This is a genomic window from Pedobacter sp. MC2016-05 (genome assembly GCF_026239735.1).
GTDB lineage: Bacteria > Bacteroidota > Bacteroidia > Sphingobacteriales > Sphingobacteriaceae > Pedobacter.
In genome coordinates this window covers 283281-302283 of sequence record NZ_JAPIVT010000002.1, presented here as the reverse complement: position 1 = coordinate 302283, position 19003 = coordinate 283281, and the positions used below count along the sequence as shown (strand labels likewise).

Annotated in this window: 21 protein-coding genes; 8 read left to right on the top strand and 13 right to left on the bottom strand. The window is 36.3% G+C overall.

Annotated features, from left to right (window positions below; all coding sequences use genetic code 11):
• Positions 1–84 precede the first annotated feature (84 nt).
• From OQZ33_RS04285 to OQZ33_RS04260, 6 genes are all read right to left on the bottom strand, one after another.
• On the bottom strand, positions 85–570 hold the full coding sequence (locus OQZ33_RS04285; protein WP_265797829.1) for a DUF4406 domain-containing protein: 486 nt from the start codon (positions 568–570) through the stop codon (positions 85–87).
• Positions 563–1108, bottom strand: coding sequence for a hypothetical protein (locus OQZ33_RS04280; RefSeq protein WP_265797828.1), 546 nt, complete (start codon positions 1106–1108; stop codon positions 563–565). The genes OQZ33_RS04285 and OQZ33_RS04280 overlap by 8 nt, the downstream gene beginning before the upstream one ends.
• Positions 1108–1476 (bottom strand): hypothetical protein, encoded by a 369-nt coding sequence (locus OQZ33_RS04275; protein WP_265797827.1) that lies wholly within the window; start codon positions 1474–1476, stop codon positions 1108–1110. Before OQZ33_RS04275 ends, OQZ33_RS04280 begins: the two co-directional genes overlap by 1 nt.
• 176 nt (positions 1477–1652) lie before the next feature.
• Positions 1653–2063, bottom strand: coding sequence for a hypothetical protein (locus tag OQZ33_RS04270; protein ID WP_265797826.1), 411 nt, complete (start codon positions 2061–2063; stop codon positions 1653–1655).
• 10 nt (positions 2064–2073) lie between these two features.
• A complete protein-coding gene (locus OQZ33_RS04265) occupies positions 2074–2613 on the bottom strand; it encodes a helix-turn-helix domain-containing protein (RefSeq protein WP_265797825.1) in 540 nt (179 codons plus the stop codon).
• Positions 2614–2615: 2 nt separating this feature from the next.
• Complete coding sequence (locus OQZ33_RS04260) at positions 2616–2837, bottom strand: hypothetical protein (RefSeq protein WP_265797824.1); 222 nt, start codon at positions 2835–2837, stop codon at positions 2616–2618.
• A 175-nt stretch (positions 2838–3012) separates the two neighbouring features.
• On the opposite strand from OQZ33_RS04260, the gene OQZ33_RS04255 reads away from it, so the two are divergent.
• Positions 3013–3402 carry a hypothetical protein gene (locus OQZ33_RS04255; RefSeq protein ID WP_265797823.1) on the top strand — a complete coding sequence of 130 codons (390 nt, stop codon included), beginning with the start codon at positions 3013–3015 and terminating at the stop codon, positions 3400–3402.
• Position 3403: 1 nt separating this feature from the next.
• A complete protein-coding gene (locus OQZ33_RS04250) occupies positions 3404–3550 on the top strand; it encodes a hypothetical protein (protein ID WP_265797822.1) in 147 nt (48 codons plus the stop codon).
• A gap of 54 nt (positions 3551–3604) precedes the next feature.
• On the opposite strand, the gene OQZ33_RS04245 is transcribed toward OQZ33_RS04250, so the two are convergent.
• Both OQZ33_RS04245 and OQZ33_RS04240 read right to left on the bottom strand, forming a co-directional pair.
• Entirely contained in the window at positions 3605–5152 is a 1548-nt protein-coding gene (locus tag OQZ33_RS04245) for a recombinase family protein (protein WP_265797821.1), read from the bottom strand.
• Entirely contained in the window at positions 5149–5328 is a 180-nt protein-coding gene (locus tag OQZ33_RS04240) for a hypothetical protein (RefSeq protein ID WP_265797820.1), read from the bottom strand. Before OQZ33_RS04240 ends, OQZ33_RS04245 begins: the two co-directional genes overlap by 4 nt.
• 281 nt (positions 5329–5609) lie before the next feature.
• Between OQZ33_RS04240 and OQZ33_RS04235 the strand changes: the two genes are divergently transcribed.
• Entirely contained in the window at positions 5610–7004 is a 1395-nt protein-coding gene (locus OQZ33_RS04235; RefSeq protein WP_265797819.1) for a tyrosine-type recombinase/integrase, read from the top strand.
• On the opposite strand, the gene OQZ33_RS04230 is transcribed toward OQZ33_RS04235, so the two are convergent.
• Positions 7001–7201, bottom strand: a complete 201-nt coding sequence (locus OQZ33_RS04230; RefSeq protein ID WP_265797818.1) for a hypothetical protein — start codon at positions 7199–7201, stop codon at positions 7001–7003. The two genes, OQZ33_RS04235 and OQZ33_RS04230, sit on opposite strands and share 4 nt — an antisense overlap.
• A 533-nt stretch (positions 7202–7734) precedes the next feature.
• Complete coding sequence (locus OQZ33_RS04225; RefSeq protein WP_265797817.1) at positions 7735–9198, bottom strand: serine hydrolase; 1464 nt, start codon at positions 9196–9198, stop codon at positions 7735–7737.
• Positions 9199–10381: 1183 nt separating this feature from the next.
• Between OQZ33_RS04225 and OQZ33_RS04220 the strand changes: the two genes are divergently transcribed.
• A complete protein-coding gene (locus OQZ33_RS04220; protein ID WP_265797816.1) occupies positions 10382–11479 on the top strand; it encodes a hypothetical protein in 1098 nt (365 codons plus the stop codon).
• Positions 11480–11535: 56 nt separating this feature from the next.
• On the opposite strand, the gene OQZ33_RS04215 is transcribed toward OQZ33_RS04220, so the two are convergent.
• From OQZ33_RS04215 to OQZ33_RS04205, 3 genes are read right to left on the bottom strand one after another with little or no spacing between them, the layout of a single operon-like run.
• A complete protein-coding gene (locus OQZ33_RS04215; RefSeq protein WP_265797815.1) occupies positions 11536–12030 on the bottom strand; it encodes a hypothetical protein in 495 nt (164 codons plus the stop codon).
• Positions 12011–13138, bottom strand: a complete 1128-nt coding sequence (locus tag OQZ33_RS04210; RefSeq protein WP_265797814.1) for an ImmA/IrrE family metallo-endopeptidase — start codon at positions 13136–13138, stop codon at positions 12011–12013. The genes OQZ33_RS04215 and OQZ33_RS04210 overlap by 20 nt, the downstream gene beginning before the upstream one ends.
• Positions 13138–13704: a hypothetical protein gene (locus tag OQZ33_RS04205; protein ID WP_265797813.1), complete on the bottom strand. Its 567-nt coding sequence runs from the start codon at positions 13702–13704 to the stop codon at positions 13138–13140. Before OQZ33_RS04205 ends, OQZ33_RS04210 begins: the two co-directional genes overlap by 1 nt.
• A 221-nt stretch (positions 13705–13925) precedes the next feature.
• Here OQZ33_RS04205 and OQZ33_RS04200 point away from each other — a divergent pair, with 221 nt between their 5' ends.
• The 4 genes from OQZ33_RS04200 to OQZ33_RS04185 all read left to right on the top strand — a co-directional run bounded on the left by OQZ33_RS04200 (position 13926) and on the right by OQZ33_RS04185 (position 18972).
• Positions 13926–14231, top strand: a complete 306-nt coding sequence (locus tag OQZ33_RS04200) for a hypothetical protein (protein ID WP_265797812.1) — start codon at positions 13926–13928, stop codon at positions 14229–14231.
• Positions 14232–15774: 1543 nt separating this feature from the next.
• Positions 15775–16629 carry an HNH endonuclease gene (locus OQZ33_RS04195; protein ID WP_265797811.1) on the top strand — a complete coding sequence of 285 codons (855 nt, stop codon included), beginning with the start codon at positions 15775–15777 and terminating at the stop codon, positions 16627–16629.
• A 15-nt stretch (positions 16630–16644) separates the two neighbouring features.
• Entirely contained in the window at positions 16645–16995 is a 351-nt protein-coding gene (locus tag OQZ33_RS04190) for a DUF932 domain-containing protein (protein ID WP_265797810.1), read from the top strand.
• A 618-nt stretch (positions 16996–17613) separates the two neighbouring features.
• Positions 17614–18972, top strand: coding sequence for an MATE family efflux transporter (locus OQZ33_RS04185; RefSeq protein WP_265797809.1), 1359 nt, complete (start codon positions 17614–17616; stop codon positions 18970–18972).
• The last annotated feature ends 31 nt before the right edge of the window (positions 18973–19003 follow it).

Genomic DNA, 19003 nt, shown 5'->3' with positions numbered 1-19003 from the left:
AATGATTCCAAATGTTCCGGCGCTTCCCAAACAAGCGCCCACAATTAGCATTAGAATTTCGTCTGTTGTGAGTTTTGGCATTGCTTAATCGTATGCTAGAGATGATAAAATCCAGTAGTCTCCAACCTGGTGGAAGTACATTCCAGCACATTCATTTTTGATTTCCATCAATATTTTTTCGTTTACACCGCCAAACACATTGATTTCATCTTTATAATCTTCGTACAGGTAGCCGTAATCAATTTTAATCCGCTCCTGCAGTTCAATAAAATCCGTGTAATCGATATGTTTGATGCCAATTCTTTTAGATAAATCGACTTCGATCGTTGCGCCTCTGCTGTTCATCCAATCATCCAGAAGAATGATTATTTGCGCCTCCATCAATCTTGCGATGCAAATTTTCATACAATCACCCCACCGGTCGGCAGTTAATCCTTCGCATATTTCATGTGGATTGATTACGATGAAACCCATTCCACGAAGTTTCTTTGTAGCTTCGGTAAACTTTGGTTTATTTAATTCGGGAACGCCTGTAATCGCTCCCGAAATGTAAAGAGTTGGTTTATTCATGATCAGCAGCTTTTAGGATTCTGAAAAAATCTTCTATTTTAACTACCTCGCGTAATGGTCCGGTGTACAAATCCCAATAGCCATAATCTTCATCGAAATACAAGGATTCAAAACGTAAAGGCTCTTCGCCAACCAGCTGAGGGAAAATGCCAGCGTTTACCGGTTGATTAAACTTGGAAAGCATACCGAATAATGCTACTCCAATAATTTGTGCTGTTACCATCACTTTCACGTTGTGAAGGCGTGGAAGGGTACTAATAATCAGTTCGTTTGGAATACACAAATATTCGCCATCAGAAAAGGGTTGGCGCTTACCGAATAGTTCATCTTTCAGATTGCTCAAGCAAGCTTCGGCAGGTTGCATCACATCTTTTAAAAGTTTATCAAAATCTGCTTCTTTTTGAATTACAAGTTTTTGCAGAGCGATGTAATCACATTTGCCACCTTCGATAGCTACTAATCGCATTTGATCGAGATCCTTCTGAATCTCACGTAGTAGCACAGCCTGTGCCACCACGTGAACTAATCGTGCATTCATTACCACGCTTTTTCTTCGGTAACTCCGGCAGGTGCATTGGTAGCTTTACCTAGCAATTTGATTTCAGCCAGGTTTGCATTGATGGCGTAACCGTTACCGGCTAAATCTTTTTTCTGGAAAATGTTACCAGAAACATAGACAATAACTTCTGCTTTCTGCTCAACGGCATCTTTAGTAATGTTAAGCTTTGCGATGTTGTCGCCCATTACATCAAGCGGCCAATGTTCATCACGCCCTTTCTTATCGCCGAACTGATCTACATAACCAGGAATAAAAAAGATAATTGTTTGTTTTTTGGTGGCCTTATCGCCAACGGTTTCGATTGTACCTACTTCTTTCACGAAGCCTTTCAAAGTTAATTTTGCCATTATAGTTTTTATTTAATTAGTGGAGGTTTAATAATCCCTGCCTGTTGAAGCAGGGCAGGGATTTCTAGAGTTTTGTATAAAGAACTTGCTTCAATTCTTGTTCGGGAGAAAGCACCCGATTTGTTTTTCCCGCCAACGGCAGCGGGATAGCCTAACCTTCTGCGTTTAAAACCGCATTACCGTTGATTATTTTCGTCTTTTTCTGCGAAATCCAGAATCGGAACTATAGTATTGATATAGTGATTGTAGTATTTGCTTTGGTCGCCTGGGGCAACATCTTCGAATACTGATCTTTTGCGTTTGATAAATTCACACAGCGAGTAAAAAGAAGAATTCTGATAACCTGAAAGCCACTCTTTTAATTGTTTACACTCTTTTGTGAAGCTATGTGAAGCATGTTCTCGCTGATTTAGCCAACTGCTTAACTGCGATAAAATGTAAATTCTGTTTTTGAAGTAAATCCTGCGTTTCACTTCATCTACATTCTGAACAGGAATCCAATTGTTGTTTTGAAATTTTTCGTCGGGCTCGGAAAACCGAACCATTATCATGTTGTTAGCTGCTGTAGTTACTTCTGCGTTGATCATAACTTTATAATTAAATAAGTCCCACTTTTTCCGCCCAAACTGCAATTGAAATCTTTCCAGTTTTGCCGATTTTATTTTCAATGTTGTTTTTGTGATTTCGTAGCGTATTTTGACTAATGAATAATTCTGCAATGATTTCTGCATCCATCATGGCTTTTGCAATTGATCTTGTTACCTGCGCTTCACGTCTAGTAAGATTATTTGGCAACTGGCACAACTTCCCTTCATACGGGCAATTATCGCGGATATCACAATTAACCACTTCACGATTGCCAAGTTCACCGTTATGGTTTACATCAGCATCCCCACCGAATGCCGAATAATTGCAGTCGAAGAAGTGCTCTACCATTTCACGTTCGTTAGTTATACCCATTTTCGCCAAACTTCGTAGTGCATTTTTATCAGCTTTTAGTTCTGTTAGCAGCAGGTTATAGAATTCGATAGGAAAGTGGTTAATCACTTGAATTTTACCTTCGTTTATTGCATGGCGAACTTTGCCAGTTGTAAAATATTCTGTGCCATTATGCACTAGCATCGAGAGCAGTTTCATGGCTAAGAATCAAGCTTCGTTTGCAATTCTTGTTTTATCTCCACAGGTAAACCACACATCGCTAATGACAATTGAACTATTTGTTCATTTTTTCTAAGTCCTAAAAGAACTTTTTCGACAGTTGATTCACTTTTACCAGATTGAACTGCTAGTTCGCTTTTAGAATTTGGTGGGAGTGTTCTTCTGATCTTGTTTAGATCTCTTTTTTTTAGTGTTTTATTCATTATCACAGTTATATGTGGTTTTACAGTTTAAAAATTGTGAGTTACTTTGTGAGTGAACTGACAGTTCAAATATATGAACATATAATTCACAAATGCAATATAAATTCACAAGATGCGAACTATAAAGTCACAACTTATTGATAGTCAATTGAATAATTTATTCAAAATTTGTCTAATGAAAATGCACTTAGGCGACATAATCAAGGAAAAGGCAAAAGAAAGACAAAAAAGTATTCCTGATATAGCGGATCACTTGGCTACAGGTACAAGGAATCTCTATAAAATTTTGAAAGAAAATAATTTGAAGGTTGATGAACTTCTAAAGATTTCACAGTTCTTAAATTATGATTTCTTCAAAGAGGTTAATCCATTGGCCGCTAAAGAAGATGTGGAATTGCATTTAGTAGAAGATTCTGAAATAGAGTTCAGAGAAATAAAAACAGGAGGGAAGGAATTAACTATTCGTTTTGATGTAAAATACAACACTGAAAATGCAGAGAATTTGGGGAAATTCATGATGCATGTAGATGCAATAGGAGATAAATTAGGATTTAAACTGACATAATATGAGTGAAGAAATGAAAACTTTAGAGTCTGCAGAAGATGAGGTAACAGTTACCTTAAAGTTTGATAAGAATTTATGTCCAACGAAAGATTTGTTTTTGATGAGCCTTGATGCTCTGGGCGATCAATATGGATTCAAAATCGTGTAAAAAGGACGATTTTGTTTGAATCAAGTTTAAACATTATTCGCAACTAACTGAAAATTAAATAAATAGAAATAACAAACTGCTACGGCGCTGGGTACTAACCGGGCTCAAGCCCAAAACCTTGAAGGGTTGCTCGTTAAAAAGCAACCCTTTTTGCTTGACTTTCAGTATGTTATCATTAAAGGTTGGGTCAATGAAAGCGGTTCTAAACATATCGTCACCCCATACCAGATTATCTTTGAACACCCCCCGCATTAGAGTATGCTTCTGTGTAATATTACCTTTTTGATAAATTTCATAAAGGTTCGCAAGATTTGGTAGAATTCGGCCAACAAGCTCATCTTCGTTTCTGATTTTAGATGGTTGATTTCCTTTTAAAGAATATTCCAATGTCGCCTTTTCCTCTTTGAATTTTTGAAACCAGGTTTGATAAGTGGAACTTTCTATCTCATTATTCATCAGACGCTCTTCGAGCTTGAAGATTTTTTCATTTAATTCATGGAGTTTCTTAATCTTATTTTGATGTTGTTCCTTTTTTAATTTGAGTGGTTCTATTGATAGGGCTTTTGCTGTCTCCTTTATGAACTGAACCTGATGTGAAGAGAAGCTTAAACCTTTAAGCACAGATTCAATTGCATCATGTAGTTTGTTCCCAGCAAGATTGAAGTTTGTGTGCTCAGTACAGCGATAGTACATGTAGTAATTTTTTCGGCCTTTAGTATATCCAGCGGTCATTCCCTTTCCACACCAACATTTAAGAATTCCCCTCAATGGAAAATCTTCGGCTGGTTGGACTCGCGTTTTTCTCTTACTATTCTTCAACAGATTTTGCACTAACCAATATTCCGCATCTGAGATTATTGGTAAGTGAATAGACTTAACAAATTTCTCTGGAAGTTCTTGAAAAGGGGGGACCCTGATAAGTCCTGCATAAACACAATTCATTAATATTTCTTGTATCGCAGACTTGCTTGTCCTAGTGAACCCTAATGATTTGACATTTTTATAGATGATGTATTGCGGAATACCAAGGATATATTCCTTGAATATCCGCTCAACGATCAAAGCTTCTCCCTGATGGATTTCTATCAGGTTTTTCCTCTTTCCGTCAATAATATTTCTGTAACCATATGGCGCCCTCCCGAGATAGCGTCCACTTTCTTTTGCATTTCTTACTCCTTGTTTTGTCCGCTTTCTGATATTAAACAATTCCTTATTCGCCATCATGTATTCAAAGGCGCGTTTAATGAATACGTCTGGGTCGGAGGTGTCAAGATCAATTCTTTCATTTGTAGAGAGTACCTTCACCCCATATTTGGTTTCCAATTCACCTATTTTCATCAATGCTTCTGGGAGGTTTCTGCTGAATCGGTCATGGTCAAGAACGATGATGTAATTACATTGACCTTTGTAGTTCTTTAAGTATAATTCCAGGGCACGATAATCCGGGCGGTCGAATGTGTAACTTGATTCCCCATTATCCCTGAACAACCCAATTATATTTAAGCTATTTCGTTTACAGTATTCCTTTATTGATGATTCTTGATATTCCAATGATTTTGATTGATCTTTACTGCTCAATCTCATATAACCTATAGCGTTCATATATCCTCCCTTAAAGCTATTTCTACAATGATGTTTGCTATTAAAGTTAGTAAAATTTCTTCATCTTTACCAATCTGTTGTAGCTTTGTTTTGACACTTCCATCCAGGTTTTTGCCGAAAGAGAGTGGCAAATTGTCAATAATCAGGATAGGTTTATTCCTTTTGTTTTCTCTCATTTCCATACTCATACTAGCTTATATCATTCTAAAGACTAAAATATTTTATGGTTCTATAATTTATTGGTACTACTGATAGTAATGCCGAATGAAAAGTTCTTGAGATTCAATTACCGATGCAAAAGTTTAAAGCACACCACGAGATAAAAACCCTTGACTATGTGATAAGTTATTAGAAATATAAGTTAAAATATTTTTATTATTAATACATCTAGTCAATTAATCATATTAGATAACTTTGAGTTCAAACTCCAACATTCTCCACAGTATCTTCTAAGTCATTGAAAGTCAATGACTTAGAAGATTTTTTGCCTCGTAACTCTGACACAAGTCTGCCACTAAACGCCTCGGGAACCAAAAATTCTTCCCGTCCGGCAAGGCGAAAAAATCAAAATTCTTCTGAACAAAACCAAGAAAAGCTTGGGTATTCCGAACGTCAGTCCCAGGGAAATATTCCTCGAGTGGCGAATATTGGCTTTATGGATATTCCTGAATTGCCATATACTATTCCCCGCATCGTAAAAGGACGGAGCATAATCAAGGTTCCTGCGGGGAGTACCATGGAAAAAGAAGTAGCTAAGCAAAGCTGGTACGTGGAGTTCTTTTTTCACAATGCAGCTGAAGAGCAGATGGAGCGGATCAGGGTAACCCGAAAGCTCAACAGGATAAAGGATCCAAGGCAAAAGCTTAGAAACTTTAATAATCTGTGTGAAGCGTACCGCATTGCACTTGAAGGCGGCTGGAATCCTTTGGATGAGCATGCTAATGCACGGTTGAAGAAGGAACTCATTGGAATTGATCTCAATGAGGCATTGATTTTGTTTGAGTCTTATCACAAGGCTAAAGGCACAAGGCCTAAGTCAATCAGTACCTACAAGTCTACAGTAAATTCTTTTATCAAATATCATGGGGGAAATAAAAAGGTGAATACCATCAGTGATTTTGAGATAACCGATTTTCTCAATTTCAAGGAGAGGGAGGAAAAGTGGGCGGGGGTGACCTATAATAATTGCAGGATAGGGCTCAATAATTTCTTTCGGTACTTAAAGGTAAACAAATATATTTCAGAGAATCCGGTAACAGACTGCGAGACGAGAAAAAAAATGCCCACGCAGTCCCATCAGGTGTTCACCGAACGGGATTTTAAGGTTATCATGGACTGGCTCGATAAGAATGATAAATATTGCCAGCTATTTGTTCGGATGATTTATTACACCTGTATCCGCCCAAAAGAACTCAGATTCTTACAATTAAAATATATCGATCTGGAAGAAAATACGATTACGGTCCCCGGTACTGTGTCAAAAAATAAAAAATCAATCCCTGTAAATATTGATGTGAGCCTAAGAGTTGAACTGGATAAACTACAGATAGAAAAATTCGATAAAGAAAATTTTCTGCTCGGTTCCGCCCAAACATTTATCTCACAGAGTATGTGCACAGAAAATTACGCTTATAATAGATTCAAGAAATGTTTGGAGGCAACAGGCCTGTTGGATAAAAACTATACACTCTATTCGTTTAAACACCTGTCAAACGTAAGAAAATTCCGGGAAGGATGGACCCTTGCTGAAATCTGTTCGGCCAATAGGCATGGTAGTCTTTCGGAAACGGAAACCTATTTGAAAGAACTGCTGAAATTCGTTAGGTCGGATAAAGCCATTCCAGCCATTTAAATTTTCTTAGCATTTCTTGCAGAGCTTGTCAAGATCTCTGCAAGAAACTTTTGTTTTTGATTTTTACGCTTTTTTAATTGTTCTTCTGGAAAGTGCAAGCGATGGATGTCATTGATTTTTTTATATAGATCTAAGACAATCTCATATAGTTCCTTATAGTTCATTGCAGTATTTTCGATTTTCTCGTTGTTTTCCATGGTAAATTCAAATTAATATTTCGCATAAAATTATTTTAACTAATGAAAAATCTTTATGCCTTACCTTAAGGATGGCGAAGGTTCTATGTCCGATAAATTGTTACCCTCCCTACACTCTCAGAAGACTATCTTGAACACTTAAGTAAATTTTTACAGGTGAAAGGGCCAAGTGTTGATGACTTAAAAAGCAAAGGATTTATCTAAAAATCTAGTTTTCGAAAAAGTGGTTTCCGTGGTACTAAGAATTTAGGAAATAACTCTATATGAGTAACTTTTTAACAAAAATATGGACGAACGCTTGGTGATTCTCCTTTTTTCAAAAGAAATAACAGTAAAGTTTAAATAAAAAAGAAATGCCTAGAAATGACTCTATCAAAAATTTAAGAGTTGTAATGGACAAAACAGACTTTCTTGACCCCACCACGCCAAAAGACATAAATGCTAGATTAATATTTACTTCCAGAAAACTAATGGGATCAAAAATTGGCGGGATGGGATCAAGTTTTGGGGTATACGTTCATTCTAGATATCTATTATTTATTGGATTTTAAAGCGCTGATCTGTTCCTCTGCGATTTTGTTCTGAGGATTTAATTTAAAAGATTTTTCATAATTTTTGATAGCCATCTCCTTTTCTCCCAATTCAGCATAAGTTTCACCCAAACTGTCAAAAGCATTGGCACTTTTGGGATATAAAAAAACATTTAACTTAAATAATTCTAATGCATCTTTTATTTTTTTCTGAGAGATTTTTTGGTATCCCCAATTATTAATTTCATTTTCAGTCAAGGTAAAGCTCTTGCTATTTGAACTCAGTTTCCTGGCTGACTCGATAGCTTTTTTATACCCGTTTTTGTCTAAGACTATCTTCAAGGATTTTGCGGAATTCGACATTCCAAAACCATTGGCTTCTTTCATCTCAGGAATGAAAAGACCTGCCAATTCATCTATGAATGCATCGGGAGCTCCACCTGAGAGATTAGTCAGAACTACTATTGATAAATCATCTTTTGGGTATACAAATAAAGCTGAACGCCCACCGCCTACGGGAGCTACTGCGGGATGTTCTGCTCTGTCTATCACTGGCCAGCCTGCAGCATAGCCATTAAGAAGTCCGCTAAATCCACTGGTCTTTCCATTATTTAGAATATCAGGTTTCCACAGTGCTTCTAAGCTGGATTTTTCTTTTAATAACTCCATATTCTGTAATGCAATGATCCAATTTGCTAATTCGTTTGCTGTAGAACTCATTCCAGCCGCAGTCTGAAGCTCAGGTGGGAATGAAAAAAACATATTGTTAAGTCTTCCTTTTGAAAACTGATAACCGTTTGCTGAATTGGGAACCAATTCTTTTGTTGCTCCGAAACCAGAGCGTATGGTTTTTCCCATTCTTGCTTTCTGAAGTTGACCTTTGATTATGAATTCCTGAAAACTCATTCCGCTAAGTTTATTGATGATAAGACCAAGCAAATAATAATTCGTCTGATTATATCTGAACTCTTCGCCTGCCTTATAATCATTGGGCATAGCAAGTACTTTTTTCAAAGACATATTAAAGTTATCAGCGATCATCACAGCCTCTTCTTCATCCACCAAATCAGGGATTCCAGAAGTATGAGATAAAAGTTGCTGGACTTTTACATTTTTCCAGGTTTCAGGAATATCAGTAAGATAATCAGAAATTGGAGCGCTCAATTTTATTTTTCCATCTTCTACCAACTGCAAGATGGCAACGCCCACAAAGGCTTTAGTGATGGAATTGATGGTAAATACGGTTTTATCACTTACAACTACAGAATCTTGAATATTGGCCAATCCATAATACCCTGTTTTTACTATTTTACCGTTTCGTACGATGGCTAATTCCAGTCCTGGTATTTTTCGGTTTTGCATTTGATTCTTGATGAAAAAATCAATACTGTCGGTCTGAGAGAACACGGAGATTGAACAAAAGAACATTGAGGATGCGGCTAGTAATTTTTTAAAAAAATGACTCATATGAAGTTAAGGTTATTGATGGGGCTACTGCTAAAGATTTTAAAATGGCAAATATAAAAAATGGCTTCTTTAATAGCTAATGTAACGGATAATTCAGAATTAGATTAGTGGCAACCTCTATATTTCTAATCACTCGAATCACATTCCGCTATTCGGGAATAACTTACTGAAAGCTAAAGATGCCCTCCTTATTTACGAGCGGGCCTCTAATAAATTGACAAAATCTTCATTAAGTACAGTGTACGGGAAATCATTAGAACACCTTTCTGGCTTCCTGGAGGTTTTAGAAAGGATTTTGGAGAAAAATAAGTTGCAAAAAGAACTCCAAAATTTCCAAAAAAAGTAAAAATATCGTGTTCTAAAAATCTTTCACTCTAATAATTCGGGAGGTTTTTAGAACACTCTTTAATTAACTATACTACGTAAATAATTTTAGTTGAAAAGCTAGATTTATTTTCTGTTTTTTTAGTTTAACTAAATATAAGCATTTTCGCAAACCATAGTCACTTTGACTTCGCATAATCACCCAATTTATTATTATAATTTCATATTCTCAGCTGAGAAGAACTCTTTTGAATTATTAATAAAATTTTAATTAGAGAAATGCTGAATATATAGTAAATATTATCGTAATATACGAAATAGGCTTGCTTCTGTGTACAGGTTAGCACTGATGAACAAAGACGAAAAGGCTATCCACTGCCAGAACAGTAAGATCGCCTTTTGAAGTAGTGTGATTTTAACAATATTGAATTATTGCATAGATCAAGATTGGTTATAAATAGCTTGCGGTTGGGCAAAAGTCTATCTGCAAAGTTTTAGTCTTTTGTTTTTTTCTTGCGGTTCGCGATTTTTTTACATTACCGTTTAAACGTTTATCGGTCAGGGGAACTAGGGAATTTTCCAAATCGATTTTATCCTGTTCTGTCCCTATTCCATTTCTATTTACAAAGTAAAGTTTTGGTGGCGAGAAATAGAAACTAGCAATCCGTTGAAGAGTCAAATCATAATTTTAACCTAAAGATGTAATTAATCAAGTGCTGGGCTTGATTGAATTTGCTACAAAGTGGTTTCATATAAATTCTACTTAGGTTTTTGTACTAAATATATGGTAGAATTATTTTGCCTTAAATACTATACAATACCTCCCGAATTCGTAACTTTATGCTAATATAGAATAATAATGGAAGCCAATACTATCTCAAAATGTTCGATAAGGGCAGAAACTAAACTAAGAAATGGGTACCCAAATTGGTGGTGTTTTACCCATTTCTCATCGGCTAGAGGTCCAGGTGGGATACAATTAGATATTTGTGAGAAAGCAAATCAACCTGAAATTACGCAGGACGAAAAGATATATATTGATTTGGATGATTATCCCGGTGGAGTAGGTGTTTGGGGTTCCCTCGAAGCAATATATGATACCAAGAGAGATGTGTCAGAAAAGGGTGTGCATGTGCATCTCAGGCGAGAAGAAGATTCAGAAAAAGAGGTGGATAAGACTTATAAGGAAGTGTACATCAAGTCTTCTAAGGATCTCTTTGAGGAGCAACGCTGGGTAAAGATTGATGAGTATGTTGCTTGTGCTTATACTGCATCCGTCTTGTTTGAACGTAAATTAAAGGTGATAAATTGTCGCCATTGTGGGAAGCTTCATGTTGATGCAGACTGGTTTGCAGTCCATTATCATAAAAAACATTTTTGTACTTTTTGTGGTAGGGATTTTATAGATTCTGAACCTGGTATATCAAACCCAGTGGTTGCTCTCCAAAATGAATTTCAACATAAAATGGTAGGTAGAACTATCAAAAATGTAAATCTTCCACTAAAAGTATATCAAAAGGATTATCCTGGTGGTATTCAAATTTGGGCTTCAAATCCTGCAATTATCTGGACGGCGAAAAGACCAGAAGAAGCAGGAATTCATGTACATCTTTTTGCAGACAAAACACCGTTACCCTCAAGCGATGATACATATGGTAGTGTGGAAATAGACGACATAGTTCTAGACCCTTTAATGGTGAGGGTATTTATGGTGCAGAAATCTTTTTCATTTTTAACTAAACATATTATTTCCCTAACATGTCCTGCATGCAATAAAGATCACTTTGATGTCGGTGAAGATGCATTTATTCCTCACAAAGTACATAAGTGTGAACACTGCTTTAACGAATTTAAAGATAGTACGCGACTTAAGGGAGTTGTTAGTAATCCAATAGTATCCAGATTACAGAAGTTAGAAGAAAATCTTCAAGAATTAAACAAAAATCAAATTAGTTAAAAAATATTTTGAGGCTAATTTAATATAGTCGTGATTAAATTAGGAAGGGCGAGAATTTATTGGCAAAAGTAATCTTCGTTTAATTTTTTTGGAAGAAATCCGCCTTTAATTATCATAGTATGATACATATCGATAGCCTCATCACATTGAAGCAATAATTTTCTCACACCCTCTCTTAGTAGAGACATACTGCCTATGACATTTTCTTCGCCGAACTCTTTTTTTGAACTTTTTCTAGCTTTTAAATCATCTGTACAAATAACAAAACCTTTGTTAATGCAAATTGCCATACACTCAGTCTCTCCAAGTCCCAACCCGTATTTATTCTGAAGATTTATTATTTGAGACGTGGTTACTTCTGATGAAACTAAAACTAAAATCCCTTTTTGAATAAGGCCATCAACAATTACCTGTTGTAAAGGATTTAGGATTTCTTGATCCATAATTAAATCTCCTATAAAGAATTTATGTTCCTTCATACTTGTAAGCTTATCAATGCATCCTCCATTGATGAGATTAAAAATCGAGCTGCTATCTAATACTATATCCACCTTCCTGAGCGTTATAATTTATTATTTCAGAAGTTGGGATTGATAGTAATTCTGCTGCCTTTCCTAATGAAAGCTCTCCAGAATTGATCTTATTTACAATCGGTGACATTAGGTTAGCAGAGATAATAGGAAATTCAATATCTTGCCTATCTGATATGCCTAATTGCATGGCACGCTTCTCTGGACTTCCAAATTCTTTATTTAAACTTTCATACAAAGACGCCGCACTACCTCGTGGCACTAACCCAAGATTTTCACATCTCATAGCTGCCACTTCGAAGCTCACTCCATATACCCTACTTAAATATAAAAGTTCTATTTCACCAAAAACATCACCTGTCAAAGAGAGTTTTTCGCGTATAGATTTCAGTGTGTAAGCAACCCCTTCTTGTGGCAAAAGAATTTCAGAAGCAAAATGATGTGCAAATCTTTCATCATCACTTTTTCTCCTATTAATTTTAAAGAGATTATCAACTGCAACATAATTGTCTTTATCTGTATGATGTGCTATTAGGTGACCAAGTTCATGAGCAAGAGTAAACAACATTCTTGGTTTAAATCTAGGGGCAATTATAATAAACGGGACTTCATTTAATATTGCAGAAACCCCGTCAACAGAATTCCCTATTTCTGATATCATTAAAATACAATTCATCTTGGTAGAGATGATATTGGGTAAATCTAGTAGGGGAGAAATGAAATCGGAATTAAAATAATGCTGGCGAAATATTGTAGAAATCTTTAAAACACCCTCATAAGTATTTTCGACTTGAGGGAATACATTATTAAAATCATTTTGTGGCTTTTTGTTTCCAAGAATGTTAAGAGCATTCGCAAGTAAATAAGAAATTTTATCAAATACTGAATTATTCTTATCACTAACATTACTTCTAAACAAGGCATTTACAGTTTGATAAGAATCATTTTCAGCCAACAAAAATTCAGGACGTACCTTTAATGCTTTGGCAATGGCTCGTATTTCAGCCATCATAGGATCTTCAACGCCAGATAATATTAAGTTTATTCTATCAATTGATAAACCTGATTTTTTTGATAGCAGTTGAGGTTCCATCTGGAACTTTAAAATATTGTCTATTAATGATTGCATTAATCAATTGCTTTAATGCGATTCATCCAGCTTAGTAAATCATTTACCTGTGCTGAATCCATCTTTCTCCACCTACCAAGAATCTTATGAACCTTTTCTTCGTTCTTGCCAAAGATATCATTTAAGACCGCTACAGTTTCTTCCTTTGCTTTCTTTATTTCTTCTTCAGCATCAAAAAAAATAGCATCTTTACCAATAATGTAGTTGTCTATTCTGCGGTCATGGTTTGTATGATAATCAAAAGGCAAATGATTCCCATTTTTATCAAATATGATATTTCCATGGAATTTACCTTCTTGATCCACCTCCATTCTATTTTCAGGAAATCTGTCGAACGCCGCTAGGCTATTGATTTTATCATCTACTGAAAAAGCACCAACAATGTGTGGCTTAACATTAACAATTCTACCACTAACTGAAAAAATGTAGTCGCCTCTTTCGACAGCTCTCCTGATGTCTGGTCTACAAGCACCCATTGTCGGCACTTTTGTAAAAATAGGGTCAGTCATGTCCCAACCCATACTAGGGTCAGCACCTTTAAACATAGTATAGATATATCCTTTCATAAGAGGTTAATTTGAATTATAAATATATGAAAAACAATACTTTAATCAAATATAGTAAATTATCATCGATTACTAAATAAATTAGCAATTATTTTTGATTAAGTTCTAGAGTCGTTCTAAGAAAAGCATTGACAGGTAGGAATATAATTTTGATTTCGAAAGCTTTAGCTTAACAAGATGTTTTAAGATATAATATTATATTTGTTTTCAATCTAAGTTATATGGAAGTTCTCATTACCTACGATATCTCAAATCAACATCCAGAAGTCAAAGCTGCTATGCTAAAAAAAGGTTTTCACGACTATTGGGTTTCGGACAAAAAAACGTACAATCTACCTAATACCTCACTGTGGAAAAAGGGCAATGGTATTAATGTTACAACTGTGCTGAACGAGTTTAATCAGGCTATTAATAAACTTAATTCGGCCACTCCTTTAACAAAAAATAAAATCAAAATAGAAAGGTGTATTGTTGTTGAATGTACTGTATGGGCTGGAATACAAGGGGAAAAGCATGCCACTGATTAAATTCCTTGACATTGATATTATTTATCGAAAACGACTTAATTATTTTTACTCAAAGTATTTTGAATTATTTCGAAGTTGCGTAATCAAAATAATTAGTTGAAATCATCTGCTAATCAATAAATATGCGGCATAAAAATTACTGTTCTATTAACCATTCCGGCAATACTCGGACATAAGGACAATAATTATATATGTTAGTATAGAATTTATTCTTGTTAACTTATCGAGTTACACTATGATATTGGAAGATTTTGATTTTTTAAATTAAAATCTTTCTTTAATCATGCAGGGGGAACCGATATTGTTTTTTGGAGTACTAGAAAGTTTAAGCCACTGTAACAAAACACAATTTAAATTTCCATAATTATGGTCATCTTCCTAATGGTGCAAAACGAAGTTTATTTAGCAACTTAAACGAAGTTTGATAATAATTAATAGTATTTGAAAAACAAAGACTTACAGAGGTAGATCGAAGGATTCGACTATAACAGCGTTCAATCGTTTTTAATGTCGAAGGGGGAACCAAAGGGGAACCGCTCGAGCAAGTAGGAGTATCCTAAATGACCGACGAACGTTTTAACTTTATCAAAACTACAATTAATACGCTTCCAATACCTTCAAAAGGAAAAAGGATTTATTATAGAGATGGACAAGTAAAAGGGCTTGCCCTAGTTGTCCTTTCTAGTGGAACAAAATCCTTTTATCTAACCAAAAAAATTGAGGGAAAAACAGAAAAATATATCTGGGACAATTTCCCGATTTGAGCGTCGAAAACGCCCGTAATCAACCAAGAATCAAACTTGGTAAAATTGCAATTGGTATCAACCCGAATAAAGAAACGGGTATAATCCGCAATGAAATGACCTTCGGTGAATTATTCGACCAGTACCTTAGCAGATATAGTAAAGTCCATAAAAAGACATGGAAACAAGATGAGGTTGAGGTGCCAAGATTCTTAGGTCATTTATTTTTGAACAAACTATGTCTCAACTAGTTCTCCTTGCCGACCTTGCTGGATGAACTAGTATAATTGACCCCTTGTCACCGAAAATGAAATTGTTATTGTTATGCTGGCCTGTCTGGTAGGAGTTTGCCAGGAAGGGGTTAAATGATCGGTTTGTTAAACAATGAGCTTTAGGCCAATAAAAGAGGTTTAATTTTTTATCTAGATATAAGCCCAGAAAATGCTTCACATATTTTCAAAAATGGTGTCTTATCCCAATCTTGTCGCAATCCTGGTTCCATAGAATAAGCCAAAGTAGCTTCGAGCATCAATTGTGTTGATGGATCAGAAATTCCATATTTACCTTAGTTTTGAAAGTGATTGGTGTTAATATTTCATCAACTAAGGCAGCTGAAAGTCCGATAAGCTATACAGAAATTTAGGGCTTTTTATTCTGATATTCTATCTATTTGCATTTTCAAAATTATAATACATGGAACATAACTGGAGTATTCCCCTTTCTTTCTGGACTCACCACCAGTTAATAGCGAATAAGTGTGAGACAAACAAATTGCCAAACTGGAAGTACTACCCAAGATATTGGAAAAACGAGGGCTAAAACTTAGTGAATCCAAGACCCGACAGGTAGAATTCCACAAAGGCGAAAGCTTCAAGTTCCTTGGCTTTGTATTCGATAAATGGAGAAGTGGAAAGCATGACAAATTACAAAAAGTTACGTTTTACCCCGACCCTGATAAAGTGTATGCTTTCGCAAAGAAAATCAGAGAATGGACGAAAATGATTCGGTTATTTGAGTACAGTAACAAAAGTGAACTTACTAAAAAGGCAGACCATTTGAGAATGATGGTCAACGGGTGGCTGAATTATTACAAATGGGCTATGGATGCGTCACATGGATTTATGAAGCTAAGACGGGAGTTGGATTCAATTCTCTATAAAGCGTATGAAGATGTGCATAAACATCGTAGTAGCCGACATGACTTTATGAAACGGTATGTGGGGAAAGTAGAACGAAAAGGAAGGTTAGTTGACCGTTACATTTTAGGAGATGTCGCATTTGGCATATTTGATATAAGTACTGCTGTTCTATGGAAGAAAGTTCAAACGGCAAGGAGCCCTTTTGATGGAGATACCGAGTATTGGAGTTGCAGAAACGCAATATTAACGGGGTCAATGGCAGAGAAACTTTACAGGAAACAAGAGGGCTACTGCCCCCTGTGTACAAGTAAGTTGCACTGGTATGAATCATGGGAAAGACACCATAAGAACAAGAATCGAATGGACAACAAATTATCAAACATGCAATTAGTTCACAAGCGTTGTCACCGCAGACAACATTATGCGGATAAGTTAAGTCTGGGAGCTGGATGCCCTGAAAGGGGCACGTCCAGATCTGTGGGGAAGGTTGCGGGGCGACCCGTGACCTCACCCTAACCCTTGAATGCAGCCATGAAAAACCAGCAGAATACCATCAGTATCAGGCACACTTCCAGTGCGACCGAAAGGCTTAAGCAAGCGCATCAGTTGATGGGCATTAGTAAAAGGCTAGGGCAGGAAATGGAGGGACTATACAACCATTGGGCGAAAATTCGGATCAACGACAAGGAAGTTAAGCAACTGATCGAAGTTGCCATGGCGCCAAGTAGGCAAGTGCTCACCAGTCTGCAGGAAGAAAAAAGGGATCTACTATCCACCCATTACCTGAATATCGTGGAAAATGTTTACGAGTTTGCCCTTAGTGCACCCTCACAAATGGAAAAGTCCACCAAAGGAACTTTATTTGGGCATATAATGCCGTAACGGGCTATTTCCAAAATGTCAAAAATTATCCGAATGCTGAAAATAAATTTAAAAGCATTATGCTGGGAATGGGTATGTAGCGCGGACAGAAAGCATTTGATTTATGCGCAGATTTTGAAAGCCTGGGTAGAATGCATCCGAATTGATAAAGGTGGCTTTTCGCCACCTGATTTCTTTAGTGGATTTACTGAATCACTCGGGACGCGCTCCGCGCGTTAAATCATCTTAATGTTCATGGACAGTGAATCACAATGGCTAAATAATATCTTTCTGTTTTCTAGGTTCTTAAAGCAGCCATTCTTGATGCAATCATTTCTACACATGAGCTGCTGGTAAAATATTGGAATTAAATTGGTTATAAAGCCGTAGCCTAAAAAAAAAAATCTTTGAATATAAATTCGCTTTTTACAATAAAGCGTAATTGTCTAGTCAATCATCACGATTTATTTGCTTCGGTTTATCAAAATGGTAGGCTTTTGCAGAATTTTGGTAGTAGGTCCGATGCGCTAACAGCTAATTTTGCAGCTTTAAAGCCCCTAAAAACTTAATTATAGCTGGTAGTTTAACTGTGATTGATATTTTCGGCTTGATTCAATTGGGGCAAGCAAATCATTTGTTATGATACAAAAATATAAGTCCATTAAAATCTACTATAAAAGTGCTATGGTGCTGGCTGGTCCTGTAGTGGTATCACAACTTGGGCACACTTTGGTATTGGCAGTGGACTCAATCATCATTGGACATTATGCCGGAACAATATCGCTTGCAGCAGTATCACTGGTACATTCCGTTTTTATGGTGGTTTTAGTGCTTGGGATGGGGATTGCTTACGGATTAACACCGCTAATTGCGCAGGAAAATGGAAAATCAGATCATCGAGAATGTGCCAAACTGCTTTCTAATAGTTTATGGATAAATACAATGGCTGCCGTACTGCTCTTTTTGGTTGTATACTACGGATCTATGTTTGCAATGATCCACGTAGATCAGGATCCTAGGGTTGTTGAAACTGCAAAACCTTATTTGATGCTTTTAGGCATTTCTATTTTGCCCTTGATGATATTTCAGGCTTTCAAGCAATTTGCAGAGGGACTTGGTTTTACAAAGCAGGCAATGCAAATTACGATATGGGGAAATGTAATTAATCTGGTATTGGCCGTAATTTTGGTGAAGGGAATGTTTGGATTTCCACCCATGGGGGTAAAAGGAATAGGTATTGCAACCCTGATAGATAGAATACTGATGATGCTGGTAATGGGGTGGTATGTTTTAAAATCAAGGAATTTTAAAGCTTACATTCAGCAATTTTCCATTCGTTTCATTGATTTCAAGAGAATTGGTAAAGTCGTTAGGATTAGTGTGCCCGTTGCCATGCAGTATATTTTTGAAATCGGCGCATTTGCAGTGGCTGCATTAATGGCTGGTAAAATTGGAGCTATGCAACAAGCAGCACACCAGACTGCAATAACTTTTGTGGCGATGACCTATATGATGGCCAGTGGTATCGCCTCAGCGGCTACGATTAAAGTAGGCAATAATTTCGGGAAGCAAAATTATTTTAGGATCCAGAAATTTGCTCGGGTTTCATATCACTTAGTCATTATTTTTATGCTGTTTTTTGCTTTTATCTTCATACTGTTTAATCAACATCTGCCCTATATCATAACAAGTGATACAGATGTAGTGTCTATGGCTGCACAATTATTGATCATTGCAGGCATTTTTCAGTTGTTTGACGGCACCCAGGTCGTTGGTTTGGGTACTTTGAGGGGGATGGGTGACGTTAAAATCCCAACATCCATAACTTTTTTTGCCTATTGGATTGTTGGTTTGCCCGCAGCCTATTTTTTAGGAATTAGGTTGAACATTGGTGTACAGGGAATTTGGTACGGTTTAACGCTTGGGTTATTAACTTCTTCCATTCTGTTATATTTTAGATATCGATATATCATCAAACATCAGATAAAAACATTATAGGTAAAAAAAGCCCAGTCGTGAGTTTCACAAC